Origin of the sequence: Limosilactobacillus reuteri, from assembly GCF_020785355.1 — a bacterium.
Classification (GTDB): domain Bacteria; phylum Bacillota; class Bacilli; order Lactobacillales; family Lactobacillaceae; genus Limosilactobacillus; species Limosilactobacillus reuteri_I.
Genome location: NZ_JAJGVH010000027.1, coordinates 1 through 20,813, shown reverse-complemented (window position 1 = coordinate 20,813; position 20,813 = coordinate 1). Strand labels below are relative to the sequence as shown.

Below are 20,813 nucleotides of genomic sequence, written 5' to 3'. Positions count from 1 at the left end.
CTCTCGCTCATCGATACTGAGTTACTCAAGCTCTCACTCATACTTACCGAGTTGCTGAGACTTTCACTCATCGATACTGAGTTACTTAAGCTTTCACTCATTGATACCGAGTTGCTTAAGCTTTCGCTCATCGATACTGAGTTACTCAAACTTTCGCTCATGGAAACGGAGTTGCTTAAGCTTTCACTCATTGATACGGAGTTACTCAGGCTCTCGCTCATTGATATCGAGTTGCTTAAGCTTTCGCTCATTGATACGGAGTTGCTTAAGCTTTCGCTCATACTTACCGAGTTGCTTAAGCTTTCACTCATCGATACTGAGTTACTCAAACTTTCGCTCATTGATACGGAGTTGCTTAAGCTCTCGCTCATCGATACCGAGTTACTCAAACTCTCACTCATGCTTACTGAGTTACTCAAGCTTTCACTCATCGATACTGAGTTACTCAAGCTTTCACTCATTGAAACGGAGTTACTTAAGCTTTCGCTCATACTTACCGAGTTACTTAAGCTTTCGCTCATGCTTACCGAGTTGCTTAAGCTTTCACTCATTGATACCGAGTTACTCAAACTTTCACTCATTGAGACAGAATTACTTAAGCTTTCACTCATTGAGACTGAGTTGCTCAAACTCTCGCTCATGCTTACCGAGTTGCTTAAACTTTCGCTCATGGAAACGGAGTTACTCAAGCTTTCGCTCATGCTTACTGAGTTACTCATGCTTTCACTCATCGATACTGAACCACTTAAGCTTTCACTCATCGATACCGAGTTACTCAAACTTTCGCTCATGGAAACCGAACCACTCATACTTTCGCTCGTCGATACTGAGTTGCTTAAGCTTTCCTTTGTACTAGTTGATGCACTTTGACTGTTAGCAATCGATTCAGAGATTGAGCCTGATAAGCTTTCACTTGTACTTGTGGATCTACTCTGACTTTGAACGATTGATTCAGATGAACTTGCAGATTGGCTTTGTTCTGCTGAGACGGACTGACTTTGTTCTACTGAAGTTGAGGTACTTTGGGAGATCACCGTGCTACCTTGATATACAACGGTACTTGTCGAATTCGTATCAACAGCATTTAACTGGCTAGTAGCCATTGAAGTTGCATAGCTAAAACTAATTGAACCGCTAAGAGATGTTGAGGCATTAGTAAAACTACCATTAGTAGAAGCCATCGAAACCGAGCCAACATTTACAGTGCTACCGGTAACAGTAGTAGTATTTGATGAGATAACATCAGAAAAGTTATTATCATTTACTTTAACACTAGCATTATTTACGTTAACAACAATACCCTTAGAAGCGTTTCCCAAGTATGTAACGCCACCATTTGTCTTAATCGCATCAGTATTAAGGGTTACTTTTTCAGGGTTATTAATATTTACAGTGGCAGTAATCCTTCCACCATCACTTCCATGAGTAGTAATATTTGAAGCACCAGCACCTGCTTGTAATGTAACATTACTTCCCGGATTAAAGTTTACAACTCCTGTATTAGATGTCCGATTTTCAGTAAATTCAATATTACCTTGGGTATTATCAGCAAAAATACCATTACTTGCTCCACTCTGCTTAATAAGAGTAGCAGTACCATTGAAATCAACCTGGTTTGAAGCTTTTGCCCCCATCCGTAAGTTTGATCCAGTCTGAGCATCCATGGTTACGTTGGAACCTTTAGCAAAACTTACAACACCAGTACCATAATTACCATCTAAATCAAGGATTCGAACATTATCGACTTTAGCTGACATTTGTACTTTAGCGCCTTCATCAACCGTAAACGCATTTGATTTAGTACCATCAAGTTTAATATTAAATGAAGTCTGATTACCATTGTCCATTGTTAAGATTGCGTTTTTACCAACAGTAACAACACTAGTTTGTGGAGTTGAATTATCACCAATTACTCGAAAATCAATATTTGTAAATGTATTATTTACAGTAACATTTGCATTATCGGCAATATTAACTTCATTTGAAACGTAAATTGCATTTGTACTATGAGTATTTGGACTGTGGGTTCCCATACCCCAAGCCGAAGTTTTATAAGTTTGTCCATTAATAGTATATGATGGAACACTATTTAAAGTAGTAGTTCCTGCTAATATTAGTTGATTAGAACCGGCATTAGTCTCACTCCAAATTAAAGTTCCACCATATGCTTCAATATTTTTATAAGTAACAGTATTATTACCACTACCAGACATCCGAACAAAGCCATGATCACCCTGATTATAAAGAGTAACGTTTTCAAAGGTTATATTAATCGACTTAGCACTACTACTTAAGAAAATCCCACTATGCTTATCAGTAGCATTGATATAGTAGTTGTCACCATCATGATTGCTACTACCATAAATAGTAATATCACGATTCGTGTTACCACTTATAGTAATATGACTACTAAGCGTAATATTATCCGTAAGCTTAATCGTGTGAACTGATGTATCTTGTAAAGCCTTCCTTAATTCATCAGCATTTGAAGCTGTTGCGTCGGCTTGGATATCTTCAGCTTGAACCGTGTCATTTTCATTTGTTGTACTAACAGTACGGTTTTGTACCTGAATAAGATTAGTTTGGTAAGCTGAGGCTAGGGCAGCATTCGTAAGATTAGCTGTATTAGTCGTAGTTTCTAAGTTTTGCGCAACTGAATTTGCTACCGTATTGTTATCGAGTCCAGATAAGGTACTGTTGCTGATCGAAGTTGATTCACTAGCAAACGAAGTACTATTACTAGTTGAAGTTGAACCAGAGCCAGATGCAATCGAGGTACTGTTAGATGCACTGGTTGAACCTGTTGATTGACTAGTCGAAGTAGACCCAGTAGTACTGGTAGTAGTTGAAGTACTGCTAGAGGTAGAACTGACGGTGCTAGTTGAAGTTGAACCAGAAGTAGTTGAAGTACTAGTAGATGTGGATCCAGTCATTTGACTCGTTGAAGTACTAGTTGAAGTTGAACCGGATCCCACTACATGTGAATTTTGATCAACAGTAGTCGTAGCCGCATGAGCTTCGGTTGGGCTGGTAGTACCGATAACGCCTGCGCCCAGTAAAGTTGCCATAGTTGCGGCACCTTTTTTGTATGCATCAGGCATCGCTGAATCATGCTTATCCTTTAGTGAATCAAGATCATTAAAATTAGTCGGTTTAACTTCTTTTTTCGACCGAAAAGAAAAGAGTTTGAAAAAGCGGGTTAAAGCACTAAACCAACCATGTTTAGTCTTATATAATTTAACTTTGCTTCCATTCTCTTGTTCGTTTTTATGTTTAGACATGTAATACACCTCTCTGCTCTATCAGTCCCCTTAATCTACTGATAAGCGATTTTGTTGCTAGTGAATATTTTACACCTACCAGCACCCAAAATAAAAGGCCCTATTATAACAAATTTATTTTTTATCTTCTAATAATTCAACACTTACGTAATAAAAAAGAAGTCGAGAAAAATCCTCAACTTCTACTAACTTATTCTTCACCTATAATTCTTGCTACAATCTCATCCTGATAGGCCTGGTCATGAACAGCAGAAATATCTTCATCAAAGTTAAATTCGGCGGTATGCTTATTCTCTAACTTAACTTTATAGGTAGCTCCCATCTTGAACCATTCATACTCAGAATCAATATGACCAATGTCTATCATCTGATTATTTAGATCCTGTAAATCATCAACTATTACCTTCGCCGTTGGTCCAAGCATTACCAAAATCAACCGATTCTCTGCATTAGCCCTAATTGCCTGCTCAATTTGGTTGATTTGCTGGTACGAATCTTCAGCAGGGCAAAGAATTCGTTTAATCGACTTCGCATTGGCAAAGAGATCGTTACCTACTCCGGACCTGGTCAAGGCTCCTTCAACAATCAACAGGTCTTGTCCCTGCCAAAGCTGTTTTAATTTTGTAAAAGTCGCGGCACTCTTACTTTTATCAACCAAGTCAATGTAAGGACGCGAGATAAAGGTCGACCCATACCAGTTATTAGTCTGCGCAATCTCTTTCAAGAAATGATCATTTTTAGGGAAAAAGACAGATTTATAAAAATCTTTCGCATAATGATTGTAACGATTCAAGCCTTTAAATACATCTGGTAAACAGACTAACGTATTATTAAAGTTTCCGCGCAAAATAATCTTTTTTAATCTTTTAGCAAGCTCTGGTTCATAATTTTGATAGGGAATGGAATCACCCCTAATTAAGTCGAATTCCCCATCTCCAAAGCGAACCACCGACTTCCTATTTTCTAAAATTAGGTCTAGCGATTCACTAACATCTTTAACTTCAATATTAAATTTTGGATTAGTTTTAACTGTATCACTAATCGCACTCGCCATCTCGTCAATTTGATCATCGTGAAATACGTGATAGTTATCGTAGTTCAAGTCAGGCGATTTAGTTTGGTCAAAAGCAAAGATTGGAATATTCTTTTGGACAATTCTTTCAACAACTTCATTAGCGTTAGGGCCATAATTAATGTCTAAGTAAACATCTGCTTCATTTATTTCTTTATCCAATGTTTTTCCGATAATAGTCGGGAAAAGCCTAACATTATCATATTGTGTTAATTTCAACAAAAGAAAAGCCATCCCAGTATAAGCAGCTATATTAAACCTTATATTAGGCATTTTTTGAATTAACTCTTCAATATTTTCTGTTTCTGCTACCCTTGTAAAAATCAAAGCTTCCCCATCAAAAGAAAGATCCTTAATTTCATTTTTCTTGAAGTTACCGTACGTAGAAATAATCTCAGACCATTCTAAATTTCGATAATGCCACCATTTATCTCGTAAACTATTTACAGAAACTAAATTAAATGGTTTGTCTGGAGTAACATAATGAATAATTTTCGGATTCGTTACTTTGTCTAAACGCATTAACGGTTGATCTAAATTATTCCAGAAAGCATCCTTTTCAAAACCAATTTGATAATTATAAGTTAAATCTAATTCACCAATTTGACCTTGAAAGAGCTCATTAATAACGGTTTGATCACCATTTGAAAGCTTACGATTCTCGCTCATCTTGATTAATGAATCCGTTACCTGATTTTCTTTCCATTTACGGTTATTAATCAGCATTACCCCCGCGTTAAAAGCCATAATCTCATTATAATCTCGTACAGCCAATACTGACTTATCTCCAAAGACAATATTGAAAAGGTCATCAAGATTGCTAGTAACAATTAAATCACTATCTAAATAAAGGACTTTATCTTCTTGTACAACTTCTGGAATTAAAAATCTACCAAATATGGAAGAATTAATATGGGCAAAAGAAGAATGCATATTTTTCAAGCGATCCGGATCCACTTTTGCATCAATAACACAGCTATTGATCTGGTGTAAGTAGCGATTCAAATTGACAAACCACTCATGCGGAATATCTGGATTAATCACGTAGATTTTGACATCACGGTTATGGTCCATGATCGATTTAATGGTTGTTTCAATTTGGTTTAGATAGCCATAGTCCCCACTTAATGCTATTACTTTTATCATAATATTTCTCTCCATACTTCATAATAACCAATTAAAATTATGGCTTTTCTTTCTTATTTATTTTCATAATTATTTCTTTTTGATACTGTGGATCATTTTCTTCACCCAGATATTCGTAAGCAGCCTCTGCCGTATGCTTATTCTTACCAATCGGTACTGGATATTTAGCCCCCATCTTAAACCATTCATATTCTGTATCGATATGACCAACATCAAGCATTTGATTATTTAAGTCTTGTAAATCATTAACAATTACTTTAGCAGTAGGACCTAACATTAATAAAATCAACTTATTTTGCGCCTCATTTCTAATAGCCTCTTCAATTTCATCAACTTCATCATAAGCATCTTCAGCAGGGCAAATTATTCGCTGAATTGATCTTGCATTTGCAAAAAGATCATTACCAACCCCAGAACGAGTATATTCACCTTCAACAATCAAAATATCTTTATCCTGCCAAATTTTTCTAAGTTTATGGAAATAATGCTGACTTTTACTTTTATCTTTAAAGCACATATACATTCGAGACATAAAAGCCGAACCATAAGAGTATTTTTTCTCTTCAATTTTCCTAAAAAACTCACTATATTCAGGCAAAACTCCAAAAGCATAATAGCCTCGTATTTCATTATACCGGTCTAAATTAGTAAAAATATCAGATAAACAAGTTAATATTCTTGGATTATGGTTACTTAGAATGCTATCTTTCAATATCTTCGCTAATTGTGGATTAAAATGTTGATATCCAATGTCTTTACCATAGATCAAATCAAGTTCACCATCTCCAATTCGAATAATGGATTTATTATTCTCAAGTATTTCATCTAAAGTTTCATCAATTGGTTTGACTGAAATATCAAAAATATCATCAAACGACTTCTTAGGACTATTAGCTGGTAATTTATTAACTTGTTTTATCATCTCATCCATACTGTCTGTCACATAATAATTAGCATTCGTTTCATGATATTGAGTGTCACTAAAAGCAAAAGTAGGGATATCTAACATCTTCAATACGGTTTCGAAATGGACGTCTTTATCCCCGTAGTCAATATCAAAGCAAAGATCGGCTTTTTCGATAATTGACTTTAATTGATAATGTAACATTTGCGGATAGAGAGTTACATTTCCATTGTGCGTTAAAATATCTAAGCCACTATATAATTCCACTCTAGAAACAATATTAAAATGAATATTTGGTAAACGTTTGATTAGTTCTTCTGCGCCATGATTTTCTGCATAATTCAAAAAAATAATAGCTTCTTTATCAAACTTCTTATCAAGTCTATTAGGAATTAAATGGGTGATTACTTCTGACCATTCACTACTATGATAACTCCACCACTTTTTACTTAAGTTTCTAGAAGAGTTTTCTCTAATTAGCCTGCTACTAGTGGGATACTGGATAATTGCGGGATCATCGATGGCGTCCTCATAATACCTGTATGAAATTACCGGTTCAAAATTAGGATCTCCAATTCCAATTTGATAATTGTAAATTGCGGGTAGCTTGCCAATATTGACACGAAAGCCATCATTAATCATCGCTTGGGCATCAACGAGGTCATAATGCTTTCCTAGTTCCAAAAATTGATTACCAATGTTATTATTGCGCCAATAGATGTTATTTATAAACATAACATCCATGTTGAACTTATCCGGATGCACAAAATCAACAGTTGCATATAAAGGCTTATCTTCAATATCAATTGCAAATAAACTATCTAAATTTTGATCAATAATTGTATTATTACTTAAATAAAGTACTTTATCTTCACTTATGAGCTCTGGAATTAAGAACTTACCATACTCAATTTTCGCCATATTAGCATTTTTTAATTCTGGCAATTCATTAAAACGATTTAAGTCTATTTTTGCATCAATTATCTCTGAATTAATCTTCTCAAGAAAATAATTGATATTCACGAACCACTCGTGTGCGATATCCGAATTAATAATATATGTTTTAACATCGTTATTATTAATATAAATAGACTTCAATACTGTTTCTATTTGATCAAGCTTATCGTAATTTGCGCATAGGACAATTGTTTTCATTTTTCTTACTCCTTCAATTTGTAACCATTGTAAAATAACTAACTATTATATATACCAATTCTCTTCCCTAATTGCAATGCTAAAAAAGACCAGAGATGCTATTCTCCAGTCTTAGTAACTTCAGCAATTTTTAGAGTTAGTTAACGAATAAAAAAATTGCCGATCATTAAACCCAATATCAAAATCAAGAGCAATGTCATTATGATTGAGCGAAAACTTACAGGTTCTTTTTTCTTTTTATAAGGTTTTCGCTTTTCTTCCTCTACTTGATCTAACCGCTTTAATGCATCTTGTTGGGCTAATGACGGTTTCGGATGATTTTCATCTTGTTTAGTCATGTTTTAACGCTCCTATCTGGTCACGATAATCTTGGACACTAACCTCACTAGCTAGTTTTCGCTGCGTATCAATCAATTCTTTCATTAAGGCTGGCTTCAGCAAAGCATTCAAGATCCGCTCACCCATCTGCTTAGCTTCCGTGACCTTAAAAACATTTTGCGGGGCAACAAATTGTGCCTCATGCAAAGTCTCGTCAAAGCCAAGAATTAGCATATTTTGTTCAAAGGCTCCGCGCACAGCATCCAAGATTTCATTTTGTCGATTTATATCAAGGTATATGTCACAATCGGCAATTAGCTGCTTAACCCGTTGCCGACTAACATTAGGATAAAGCTCGACATTAGAATATTGTTGGTAGGAAAGTAGCTTTTCTGACATTTCCGTAACCGCGGCAATATGAAATTTTACTTGCGGTAATTGTTTAACTAAAGTCGTCAATTCAACAATTTCATCAGAGTTAGTAAAGATAAGTGCTTCCGGCCGCAATTGATTTCCCCGGGGGTGCGGATAAATCGTTCCTAAATAACTAAAATTAACATATTCATTATCCGTTAGCACTGATTTCATTCGTTGCCAATCCGCATAACGCTGAAAAATAATATGCTTCGTTCTTGTTGAATGTTCCATTAAAAACTGCATATTACCAGGAAGTTCGTCACCTGTCAGTGGTTCATGCCAAAAGAGCGTGTCTGTTCCATTATCAGGTAAAGCCATTGTCACATTTAATCCTTGATTCAAAGTATTATAGAAAACGTGATCAAGCTTAAAATGGCGTGATATCAGATAATACTTTACAAACTCAATCCACGAAGTAAAGTAGCGTTTCTGGCCATCCTCTGTAAGAAAAAGGCCGCCTACACGTAAATTCCATGTTAAAAAAACTTCTTGATGCTTATCATAGTACTTACGCCAAGTCGGTTGGCCATTTTCGTAAAAAGTTGTCGCAAAATGATAGCCATTGCAGTTATAGTGGTCAACCCAGTTAATTTTTCCGTAACGGTCCAACCACCGTACTTCCTTAACTTGCCGCGAATTGTCAGTTGAGTGATAGAAGATATCAGCTCTTTTTTGATCTAAATCGTAAATCTCCCCTTGGGACGCAGTACTTAAAATTCGCCAATACTTTGGCACTGGTATCTGGTCAAAATATAAGGGTGACCGATTCTTATTATATTGGCCCAAAAATTTAATGGGAGATTCAACTTCAGCAGGAAGAAAGCCATCATCATTGATCACAACTGTCGGAATCTTAATTTGTGCCGAGCGTTGAGAACGGAGCAAATCAAATGAAGCTTGATCAAAATTATCAAATAAGTTAAGCATGCGTTTCCTCCTTTAATAGATGCTGCCATTGCTCAGCAACATTTGTCGTTAAGTAAGGTTCAGCTAGTGCATAAGAATGTTCATGGAATTTAGTCAAGTCAGCAGTACTAAAGGTTTTAATAATTGCATCAGCTAAAACCTTTTCTTTTTTATCATTGTTCCAGTCTTCTTCATATGGTAATAGGTAACCATTTTGCTGGTCATCAATAAAGGTCTGATTCCCATAAGGAACATCAAAACCAATCATTGAGAGTCCTGAACCAACTGCCTCCAATAAGCTCAAGCCAAAGCCTTCACTAGTTGAACCAGCAATATAAGTTTCATATTGTTGATAGACTTGACTTAGATCGTGCTGGCCCATTAATTTGATATAATCATTTGCGTGATTCTTTGTTATTAACTCTTGCAATCGTCCAGCTTGGTTTCCCGCGCCATAAATATCAAGCGTCACATCAGGAATCACCTTCCTCGCAGCAACTACTGCCGCTACTAACCAGTCAATATGTTTTTCATTTGCTAGCCGTGAAGCTGTAATTAACGAGTGTGGTTTCCGTTGGTCAGTTGGTTTAACTAATTTATCCAAGCTTCCAACTGGAATTGTCGTAATTTCAGGCTGGGCATGATAATAGTGTTTTAACTGCTTACCTAACAATTGTTGCTGTTGGTCAGTTGCTACGATGAAACAATCAACATCATCGTAGTGGGTAAACTGGTATTCGTAAAAATTATTCCATAATACCTGATGATCATTCGTATAATGCTTATCGTAATGATCGGCATGCACGGCCACAAATAATTTGGCTTGTCCATGATGGGCAAAAATCAGCTGTCCATTAATTAGTTGTTTATCTTCATCCATCCGATCCAAAATAATGGTGTCATCCGCTTTAAAATCTAGTTGCCGTAACATTTCGCGATACAAGTCTGTCTTTGTGTAGAAATATTGTTGAGGAAATTCAAATAGTTCCTGCTTATTACTATCGAGATGCTGAGTATAAGCAATTGAACCATCTTCATTATAAAATTCCCGAAAAACAACGTGATTATCTTGAGCATCCCCACTATAATATTCCGTTGCATATTTCGTATAAGAATAGAAATCTCGTTTAATAAGCAGATTATTGGCAACATAACTCACTTGGTCAATGGTCTGCTTCTCGCGATCATTATAACGGGGAATAATTGTTACTGCTTCTTGATCTGATTGATACCGAATTTCTTTAGTCCTTGAATCATCTTGTAATTTAAAGTTCCGCTGTGTTAATTGTTCCTGCTCTAAAAATGAAGAGAGCGCATAAGTTGACGGCGCAATTTTAATATCAGTAAAAAAATTATATAACCAGATAATCTGTTGATCATCAAAGCCAATATTTTCCGTTAAGTCAGCGATATTATTTCCTAAAATTAAATCTGAGAAGATAAATTTAGCAGGAATTTTAGCTTGACGAAAGGCTTGAGCACGGTAAGCCTGAGCATATTCTACACCGCTACTAGCCCAGCCAATTCCTAAATTAATATTGTATACAGTCATCTTGTCCCTCCGTTAATTAAAATGGACAACTAAGTTATTATCATCATCTAAGCTAATGGTACTCAGCATCAAATTATCCACTGTCTTTTGTGCCGCATGATCAAACATCTTTTCAAAGGCTTGATAGGCTTTCTCTTGGTATAAAAAGTTTGGATTACGTTGAGTGTTTCCCCACGGTTGAACCCTTGTTGTTAATTTCGATAAGTAATCCATCTGGTCCATCCAACTACTATCAAGTGCATTGAGGAGTGCTGTCCGATAGAACTGATTTAATTGCTGGTTATTAATTAATATTTTGGCATGTTTTTTTAAGGTAGTTCGGCAAAATTGTTCTAAGTATGTTTGTAAACTAGCCGTGGTATATTCTAGATCGGTTGGTAATTTAACAATTTCATAAGTGAAATGCTGGTTCATCAACCGCTGAAGGTCACGAGCGTTCCATTGGGGCTTAGTTGCTAAATATAAAGCAATCCCACGATGCAACCACTTGCCTACTACTTTTTCTAAATGTGGATTATCCATTAATTGGTCACGCTGCTGATAAAGATTACGCCGTTGAATTTTTAAGGCCGCCTCATTTTTATTAACGTTGCTTCGTGACATTTGCTGATTAGCTGCTACTCGATCTTTTAACATCGTAATACTCATCTTTAAGCGCGGACTCTTTAGCCTTTTATTTGTTGCCCGTCTTTGCAAACGTCGATAATAATTTTTAAATCTCTTGGTACTATTTTGCGCAAGGTAGCTATCTTCTAGCGAAATATAAAATTTACTTGAGCCTGGATCACCTTGGCGTCCTGCTCGTCCAGCAAGTTGTAATTTCACTCGTGTTGGCAACATCTCAGTACCAATCACTGCAAGGCCACCTAATTCTTTGACGCCAGCTCCGAGTTTGATGTCAGTCCCTCGCCCAGCCATATTAGTAGCAACCGTCACTGCCCCTTTTTGTCCAGCATCTTTAACAATGGCAGCTTCTCGCGCAACATTAAACGCATTTAAGACATTGTGGGGAATCCCACGGTCTAATAACAATTCAGAAATAATTTCAGAATTTTCCACTGACCCAGCTACAAGCAAAATAGGACGACCAGCTTTATGAAGGTCAATTGCCTCATCAAGCGCGTGAATTAATTTTTGACGAGTAGTTACATAGATTTCCCCAGGATAGTCACGCCGAATCACTGGTTTACGAGTTGGAATTTGAATCACCCGCATTTTATATACTTCAAAAAATTCATGCTCATCACTTTTGGCGGTCCCGCTCATTCCAGAGATCTTATTAAACAGCCCAAACAGACTGGGAAAAGTAATCGAGGCTGCTACTTGCTGGTTAGGGGTTAAGTCAACATGTTCCTTCGCTTCAATCGCTTGATGCAAACCCGTATTAACTCTGACCCCTCTTTTTAAACGACCATTAGCTTCATCAAGCAGTACTACTTCTCCTTCACTTACCAAGTAATCATGACCATTTTTCATAATAAAATGAGCCCTTAAAGCTAATGCAATATGCCGGTAAATTTCCCTTGTTTCGCTAACAAATAAATCTGGAACCCGGAAAAATCTTTGCGCTTGCCGGATACCATGAAGGGTTAGCCAAACAGCATCTTGGTCTTCATTTAACTTATAGTCAATCTTGGGCTGGAGAGTATGAACAAACTCATCTGCAAGCCCATATAAGTTTGATTGAACAGTTGGCCGACTTGAGACCACAAAAGGCGAAGTTGCTTCATCAAGTAAAATTGCGTCAACTTCATCGATGATTACATAGTTAAATGGTCGTAAATATTGATCTTCGCGCCGGGTAGCAAGATTATTAAATAAGTAGTCAAAAGCTAAACTACTAGCAGTTGTATAAGTAATATCCGCATTATACCAACTCCGCTTAATCGCCGGCGTTGTCTTCTTTTCTTGGTCATCAGGTTCAAAACCAAGACTGACCGTTAATCCTAACCACTCATAGACAGGCTGCAATTGTTCTTTATCACGTTGGGCAAGATAACCATTAGGTGTTAATAGCATTGCTCCTTTACCAGTCAACGCATTTAGGTAAAGAGGCATCGTTGCTGTTAGAGTCTTTCCTTCCCCCGTCTTCATTTCCGCAATATTACCTTGATTTAAGACAATTGCTCCCATAACTTGAACATCATAAGGGAACATTCCTAAAATCCGGTAGTCCGCTTCCCGAATGGTGGCAAAAGCACGCGGTAAGATATCATCAACTGTTTTACCATTAGCTAATTCTTTTTTTAATAGAACAGTTTGATGTTTAAGCTCTTCATCGCTCATCCCTCGCATTTCATTTGCCAGGGCATTTACTTTAGCAAGGGTATGTTTTACTTTTTGTAACCTAAAATTGGGGTGCGTCATATCTTATCCCTCTTTTGAATTTATTTCTTGAATAACCGAAAAGATAATTGGCCAATCCGGATTAACCAATACTGAGGAACTCCAAGTAGTAACTGGCAGTAATGGATAAATCACATCGGCAATCTGTGAGTGTGGATCAGTCTGATTAGTAATGACCGCATTGATTGTGGAAAGCTCCATCTTTAACTCCAATACTACTTGATCTAACTTCGGATTAGTACTAATCACATTGGCATCATAGATTCGATGTGAAATTAACCATTGTTTTAAAATCGCTACTACATCAGCTGACGACTGCCACGCAACACTAATCGGCTGTATTTTATAATCTTCATATTTTTTTAAATCTGGATATGTTTTACGAACTCTCTTATTATCAGCAATTAAAAGCAGATTAATCTTCCCCTTCACATCTTCATTTATTGGCTTATGAATCCAAACATCCTCATGAACGCTTACCGGAAGATCTGCATCACAAATTTCAAACCGTTGAAAAGTTAAATCAGTAAGTCCATTATTAATCAATTCTAGTCGATACTGCACAGCTTCGGGGGGATAAACAAATTCAATTGACCGTTGCTGAAATTCGACATGATCAATTTCGTGTTCTTGCGCGTCAAAAAAGGTTAACCGAATAATTAATGAATAAATCGGTTCGGCTTTTGCATTTACGCTTAAACGGTATTTATGATTATTACGGAGAATTGGTAACTGTGGAACCAATTTAGTTGCCTGATATGAGTTTACAGAATTCCAACTCATGATTGTTTTTCCCGGTGCCATGAGAGAATTATGAAACTCAACACTAGCATCATCGTTAATTTTTATTTGCGAACCAGCTGAATATTCACTTGTTGGTTCCCAATATCCTTGATTAACATATTGCTGCATGCTTAGTCTCCTCTCCCAAATGCTTGATTGATTTCCGCTAACCTACTAACAAACCAGTAAACTACCGATGGATCATCATTATGGCGACCAGGGAAGCCCTTATTGACAAATAATGGTACTTGCTGGATTGCTTTATTAGCTTTCATCCGTGGTACTGCTAAATCATCATAATCATCATTAGCCATATAGCCAACGTAAAAACGTGTGTTAGTTAAATTGTTCTGATCCATTAGCTTCCAAAAGTCCGTATCTAGTTGCGTTAATTGGGTAGTTGTTAATTCGGATACTAACTGGCGATCAATGTCAAAAATCGTATCAAATTCATCAGGACGTTGTAGTCTGGCACGCATTGCCACTCTTCCTAAATTGAGAGTCGGTTTAGCAACATTGATGGCATAGGCTGATAATTGTGCACCTAATTTAATTGCCGGGTACGTTCCCATCGAGATCCCGTTCATTACCAATTGCTGCCGATTAAAGCCTAATTTCTTCAACGTTGCAATAATCGTGGCCTTGATCTGACTTTCAATCGCCTCACCGGTATAAAACTGGCCTACTGCTAAACGCGGATCAGTAAACAATAAGGTTGGCGTATGGTTACGACGGAAAAGTGGGTAAGCTTCAAATCCTTCTAGTTCCCTTGCTCCTGAGAAATAGACATGTAGCGGTGGGCGTAAGTCACCAGGATTAAAATAATAAGCAATGTCAGCTCCAGTAGCTGGATCAATTAAGCGTCTCCCGCCTGGTAGAAATTCCCCTTTGCCAGCTCGTGACCAACGGGAATGTAGCATTCCAATTGTCACTTGACCTTTCCCCATTACTTCAATGCTCGCACTCGTAAAACGACGAATATCTGCGGGTTTAAGCGGGAGTAATTGTTCTTCATTATTCTCTGAAAAATCAAGGAGGTAATTATTAGCTAAGTTCCCATCGCCTCCCCCTTCTTGGATAAAAAACCGCAACCGCACTTTAACGTTTGCCTTTCGGTTATATTCAAGATTAAATTTCAATAAGCGATTAGGATCGATATAGATCTGTTGACGGTAATTTCCTATCTTTACCCAACGATCACTATTGACAGTTACACAAAGATGTCCACCATCTAATAGGGTACTATCTACTGAATTAAGCAGGATGTTCGTTGGCGGAATCCGCATTCCAGACTGTCCGGGAAAGTAACGAACCGGCAACTGATTAATCAATTCTTGGGGATCTTCAACAATCTGCCGTGCTTCTTGACAAATCAAAAAATGCTGTCCGACTGGGCTAAGTTCTTTTTCAGCAAGCGGATCATATAGGACCCGATAAGGATCTACTTGCCATTGTAGCTTTCTCCATAAATGATCCGCTAATTTGGTCCCCGGCGTAATGATTACAAGGTCAAATTGTTTGATCTTTTTCAATGGATATTGGTTATAATTCCACTTGATTTCACTTGGGAGCTGGTACTTATCAGCCCAATTTTCCGCACCAAGTTGTAAAACTTGCACTCATCTCACCTTACTTTTTAAATAATGTCTGCCATTTAGTCATTAATTCAGCAGCAGAATATTGATTCATTAACTGGACATCGTAAACTAAAGACTGATTCCAATGTTTTAGATTACCAAGAAAATAATCTAATCCTTGATTAATGTCAGAAATAGTTGGACAAATAATCCCATTTTGGTAATCCTTGACTTGCCGATTTGACTGCCGACATAGTTGAGGAATCCCAGTGCTGATAGCAGTAATTTGTAAAAACTCATCAACGGTTGGTCCCCAGTCAATAACAATTCGTAACGAATCAAATTGCCGACCAATTTCAGCCGGCGTAGTAATTCTTTGTGCATCAATATCCAACTTGGGTATTGATGTTTGCTCAGTCAAAATTTCTTCAACTTCATCAGGCGCTTCACTAGTAAGAATGAATTCACCTTGATGATTTTCTTTTAATTGGTTAATACAGTTTTGGGCAAGTTGCATTTTTTCAATACTATAGGTCAAAATAGTTAGGGCCTCAGCAGTTGGCTTTTTAACTAGCCGTTGGTAAATTAGTTCAACAGCTTGTTGAACTTCTTCATCAGTCATATTTTCAATAAATAAGCCAATTCGTTCTTGGCTTAAACGTTGACTATGACCCAGATTAAAGCGTGATTGGAATAATGGAATGATCGGTGCATCAAGCCCCGTCTGCTTCTTAATGAGCTCACGAGTTTCATCATTATCGGCTAAGAGAGCTAGGTTATTATAACTTTTATCATTAATTTTGGCTAAGTTCTGTTGATAAGGATGCCAACGACTAAGTGAAAAAAGCGGTTGATACTGCAAATACTTATCTGGCTCAACTTTTGCTTGGTCATCTAAGGTCACGACTAAATGGTCATTGCCATGATCAAAGTGATTCAATAAATGGTCTTGAATCACTTCAGTTAGCAAGTCGCTTAAATGAGCGTAATGCAAGTGCTTGGTTAAATCTGAAAACATACTATTCACTTCTACTTGATCCGTGCTAAGGTCATGCCTAATCCGCCAATATCCTTGTTCATCATAATAAATATGCTGTGTTGGCTGATCCTGATCATTAAATAGCTCTTCACGGGAAATAAATCCGCGGCTATCAAGTAACAAGCGGCGCGTATGTTTATCGTTTACAAAATAATCGACCCATAGAATCTTGCCTTGGGTATCAAATGTTATTCGTGCATAAAGCCGCCCCTTTACTAGTACTATTATCCGGAAACTGGTAAAGTCAAACTGAGCATCCGCTGGCCAATTCAAATCACGATAAGTTACTACTTGATTATCTAGATGATTAACTCCTTGTAAGTAATCAAATACATTTAAAATTTGCGATGGCGAAATGGTTAATTGGTTTAACTTAGTTGATAACTGGGGCTGATAATCTGTAATTACTAATGAATAAGGCACTTGATTTTCTTGAAAGGTCTTAATGTGACTGACAGCATCATCAAACTCAATTCTTGGGATAGTCCAGCTCCAATCATCAAGCAACCGATGCCATGCAGGGACTAGGTAGTTCATAGTTTATTCCTCTTTCATTAATTTTTCATATTTTAATGGGAACAGCAGTACCAAGAGTTGGTCTTTAATCCCCTGCATAAACATTACAATCATAATCATATTCATCGGAATAATCGCAAGACCAGCAAAGTTTCCTAAGACTTGTCCCCCTAACAAACCAAAACTAAGCTGAATGGCATTCAAAAGCGCCCCTAAAAAGGACACATGTAAGAGGATTTGTCGTAAGTACTTTCTCGTTGGTTCTCCAGGACGAACGCCTAAAATATAATTATTTCCCTGTAGCATAGCTTTAGCCTGTGCTTTGGGATCAAATTGGACAAAGGTAAAAAAGTAGAATAGAACAAAAGCCAAGATGCCACTTACCACCATATTAAAATAAGGATTGGCGAACAATGATCCTGGCCCTAAGACATTAGCTAATAAGGTGGGTACCATTAAAAGCGACATCCCAACCATATAAGTCATCATTGCTCCCATGTTTAAACCAATCGGTAAAATGATAGGACGATCGTGACTACTCATGGAGGTATTAATCATTTTCAAAGGATAATAAGCGCGGTTAAAAGATACCCAAAAGACCAAGACAATACAACCAGCAATTGCTGCCAAAAAAAGCCAAAGTGGACCATAAGATTGTTTAGCCAGCATTTTAATTGATCGCAAAAGAGTCGGGATTGATCCAGAAATAATATTAAATAAAATTAAAGTAATGGTCCCCCCAATCCCAAATTTCATGTTCATATTTCCTAGCCAAACAACGAACATACTTCCTGCAGTAAGCATCAAGATAACCGCTAAACTATCCAGCGTTCCCGTAGTAATCTTTAGGCCAAGCGTTACAGCCGTTGATTGAATAATAGCAAACCCCAGAGTTAACCACTGCTGAATCTTCATCAGTTGGTTCATCGAAAGAGTATCAAAATAAAAAAGTCGCAACATTGTTAACAATTGGATAATGAGCATCGCAATCATTAACGGATTTAACCCAACCATGAATAAGGATAGACGTTGAAAATTTCCGCCACTCATAAAACTCATAATTCCAACTGAAGTATGCGCTAATACATGACGAAAAGTAGCCGAGACCCTTGCTAACGGCACAGGAACGGTACAACCAAGGATGTAAATAGCTAGGATAAACAGCATCATCCCAACGCGATTGATTAAATTTTTTACTTGTGTTTTCTCTATCACGATCATTCCTCATTATCTATCAATTATTGTTAATATTAATAAGTTAATAATACTACCTTTTCTTTAATAATATAAACTAAAAATCGCTTCGGTCAGGGCTTTTTTAGCAAAGTACCCTTCCCGAATCAAGCGTGCAAAGTCATCTACTCGCTGAACCATTTCATTGTAAGACTGATCGTCCATCCCTTGTACCTTTTCAATTGCTTCATCTAAGTTATCAGCCACAATTCCTAAGCCTTTGCGCAATATCGTTTCGCTTTCTGCAATATTTTCATTAACAATAACGGGCAATCCAGCTGCCAAGTAAGTACTTAGTTTATGGTTAGCGTTAAGATGCATGTAGTTTTTCCAATATGGCTCATTCGACCATACTAAACCAAAGCCACCATTATGCCGGAGTTTTGACAGTAAGACAGGATCTGATTGCCAGCCCATAAACTTAATATTATCTGTCGGCTCAATATTAATCACCTTAGCAAAGGCATATAAGGGATTATCTGGGTAATGCCAATGACCGACCAATTGGAACTTCTCAAGGTTACCAGCTAAATTAATCACCCCTGTATTTTGTGGCGTTACTGTAAAATCGACGCTAGCACAATGATCCCACATATGCTGCAGCACCACTTTTTCCACCGTCAAACCATTTGCACGGAGGAAATCGACCATTGGCTGAGAAGGTGCAATAATTAAATCAGCTTTATTATAGTAGTCAATAAATTGTGGCAATAAGTAACGGTTTGATTCAAACATTAATGGAATAATATCATGAATAAAAATAATTTTTTTAACATTATAAGGAGCCAGGTGATCAATGAAGGCTTGATCCCACTCGATTGAATTCCAAGTTGGTGATTGAAAAATAACTGTATCATTATTAGATACGGAAGCGATAATGCCATCAAATCGAGTATCTAAAGCAACTGATGGTTCATCTGGCCAATTATAGCTATAGATCCCAAGTTCATTAAAGCCAAGTTCGCGCCCAATCTTGGCAATTTGATTTTGAGCAATTTGGGCAGTACTTTGAAAGCTTTGCCCATAAAGGTTAGTAATATGAACTGTCAATGATAATTCCTCCATTATAAAACAATATTTTATTAAATTTATTCATACACTCTAATTCAAAACATACATCACACTATAGCTTCTATTAGAATCGTGCAGAAAACAATTTTTTAACTATTCTAATCCTCTGATGCTTATGATGATAAATCAGTTGACCTATCCTCAAATAAGAAGAAATTCTAAGTTTTCATAGCTTTGATTGATAATACTTTCAATATATTGATTCAAATAATTCACAGTATTATAAATTGGAACAATATATAGATATAAACTCATCTTTCAAAATAAATCTATCCCGTTAATTAAAGTTCGTACTTAAGATGCGTATTACTCTTCTTAGGTAAACTATAATTAATAATACCATAGTGTTCAGAGTTCTATTAAATCAACTTGAAAAAGGATTTTTATTTTTATTATTTTGCTATATCATCTGCGTACTTCATAAAATCATTCGCTGTTCATTTACATGATGAATGGTGCTATTCTTACTCTATAAATTTTACCCCTCTAAAACCGGTAAAAGCAGCTTTTGTTCTACAAATGTAGATACAAGCTGCTTTTTTATTTTCCAATCCTATTTATATTCTGCTGAAACTACCCTTTCTTCTTCTTTGCAATTAATAATAACAGAATAGCTTCTAATGATATAAGACTAAGTAATTTAGCCGTTGAATGCTTTTCATTACCAGTTTGTGGAAGTTTTTCATTTTGTTGACTTGGCTTTTGACTATTAACAGAATTAGTTTCATTCAAATTCATAATCGTTTGGTTACCAGATTCAGAGATATTGGTGTTCTTAAGACCATTTCCATAATTCATAATGCTCAAACTTGATGAAGCAGAATAATTTATTGAGTTATCAGAAGATGTTGATCCTAAATCACTGACCGCTGAAGTGCTACCGCTAAGTGAAGACGAGTTACTAGTACTGCTTAAACTATCGCTAAGTGATTCACTAGCGTTTCCACTTGAACTAATCGATATTGAAGTACTGTTACTTAAACTTAGAGAGGTTGAAGCCGACTCGCTTGAACTTAACGATATCAATTCACTTATACTAATTGACATTGATTGTGAATTGCTGATCGATTCGGATTCTTCATCAGGATGTGGCGTTACAGCAGATACGCTACCAGAGATTGAGTCACTTATTGAAGAACTCTCACTCATTGAGACCGAGTTGCTGAGACTTTCACTCATTGAGACTGAATTACTCATGCTTTCACTCATCGAGACTGAATTACTTAAGCTCTCACTCATGCTTACTGAGTTGCTTAAGCTTTCACTCATGTTTACTGAGTTACTCAAGCTCTCACTCATCGAGACCGAGTTGCTGAGGCTTTCACTCATGGAAACGGAGTTACTTATACTCTCGCTCATCGATACTGAGTTACTTAAGCTCTCGCTCATCGAGACCGAGTTACTTATACTCTCGCTCATCGATACTGAGTTGCTTATACTCTCGCTCATCGATACTGAGTTGCTTAAGCTTTCGCTCATGCTTACTGAGTTACTCAT

The 20,813-nt window shown here is 36.8% G+C and carries 13 protein-coding genes and 1 pseudogene; 1 reads left to right on the top strand and 13 read right to left on the bottom strand.

Features of this window, described 5'->3' with window-relative positions:
• The 13 genes from LMB56_RS00255 to LMB56_RS00195 form a co-directional block, all read right to left on the bottom strand.
• Positions 1-3,281 (bottom strand): serine-rich glycoprotein adhesin (locus LMB56_RS00255; RefSeq protein ID WP_229287845.1); only part of this gene is annotated, 3,281 nt, incomplete at its 3' end.
• Between the two features lie 190 nt (positions 3,282-3,471).
• Positions 3,472-5,499: an SP_1767 family glycosyltransferase gene (locus tag LMB56_RS00250; RefSeq protein ID WP_229283301.1), complete on the bottom strand. Its 2,028-nt coding sequence runs from the start codon at positions 5,497-5,499 to the stop codon at positions 3,472-3,474.
• Between the two features lie 37 nt (positions 5,500-5,536).
• Positions 5,537-7,558 carry an SP_1767 family glycosyltransferase gene (locus LMB56_RS00245; protein ID WP_229283300.1) on the bottom strand — a complete coding sequence of 674 codons (2,022 nt, stop codon included), beginning with the start codon at positions 7,556-7,558 and terminating at the stop codon, positions 5,537-5,539.
• Between the two features lie 140 nt (positions 7,559-7,698).
• Positions 7,699-7,896, bottom strand: coding sequence for a hypothetical protein (locus LMB56_RS00240; protein ID WP_229283299.1), 198 nt, complete (start codon positions 7,894-7,896; stop codon positions 7,699-7,701).
• Positions 7,889-9,220: an accessory Sec system glycosylation chaperone GtfB gene (gene gtfB / locus LMB56_RS00235; protein WP_229283298.1), complete on the bottom strand. Its 1,332-nt coding sequence runs from the start codon at positions 9,218-9,220 to the stop codon at positions 7,889-7,891. Before gtfB ends, LMB56_RS00240 begins: the two co-directional genes overlap by 8 nt.
• Complete coding sequence (gtfA, locus tag LMB56_RS00230) at positions 9,213-10,751, bottom strand: accessory Sec system glycosyltransferase GtfA (protein WP_229283297.1); 1,539 nt, start codon at positions 10,749-10,751, stop codon at positions 9,213-9,215. The genes gtfB and gtfA overlap by 8 nt, the downstream gene beginning before the upstream one ends.
• A gap of 12 nt (positions 10,752-10,763) precedes the next feature.
• Positions 10,764-13,118 (bottom strand): accessory Sec system translocase SecA2, encoded by a 2,355-nt coding sequence (gene secA2 / locus LMB56_RS00225; protein ID WP_229283296.1) that lies wholly within the window; start codon positions 13,116-13,118, stop codon positions 10,764-10,766.
• A gap of 3 nt (positions 13,119-13,121) precedes the next feature.
• Positions 13,122-14,009: an accessory Sec system protein Asp3 gene (gene asp3 / locus LMB56_RS00220; protein ID WP_229283295.1), complete on the bottom strand. Its 888-nt coding sequence runs from the start codon at positions 14,007-14,009 to the stop codon at positions 13,122-13,124.
• 2 nt (positions 14,010-14,011) lie between these two features.
• The gene (asp2, locus tag LMB56_RS00215) at positions 14,012-15,499 is read right to left on the bottom strand and encodes an accessory Sec system protein Asp2 (RefSeq protein WP_229283294.1); all 1,488 of its coding nucleotides are present in this window, start codon (positions 15,497-15,499) and stop codon (positions 14,012-14,014) included.
• A 10-nt stretch (positions 15,500-15,509) separates the two neighbouring features.
• Positions 15,510-17,033: an accessory Sec system protein Asp1 gene (gene asp1 / locus LMB56_RS00210; RefSeq protein WP_086132046.1), complete on the bottom strand. Its 1,524-nt coding sequence runs from the start codon at positions 17,031-17,033 to the stop codon at positions 15,510-15,512.
• 3 nt (positions 17,034-17,036) lie between these two features.
• Positions 17,037-18,233: an accessory Sec system protein translocase subunit SecY2 gene (secY2, locus tag LMB56_RS00205; RefSeq protein WP_153701547.1), complete on the bottom strand. Its 1,197-nt coding sequence runs from the start codon at positions 18,231-18,233 to the stop codon at positions 17,037-17,039.
• A 57-nt stretch (positions 18,234-18,290) separates the two neighbouring features.
• A complete protein-coding gene (locus LMB56_RS00200) occupies positions 18,291-19,295 on the bottom strand; it encodes a sugar transferase (protein ID WP_229283293.1) in 1,005 nt (334 codons plus the stop codon).
• 594 nt (positions 19,296-19,889) lie between these two features.
• Positions 19,890-20,114: a hypothetical protein gene (locus tag LMB56_RS00195; protein ID WP_229282020.1), complete on the bottom strand. Its 225-nt coding sequence runs from the start codon at positions 20,112-20,114 to the stop codon at positions 19,890-19,892.
• 76 nt (positions 20,115-20,190) lie between these two features.
• On the opposite strand from LMB56_RS00195, the pseudogene LMB56_RS00190 reads away from it, so the two are divergent.
• Positions 20,191-20,813, top strand: a pseudogene (locus tag LMB56_RS00190) (hypothetical protein); the annotation flags it as partial.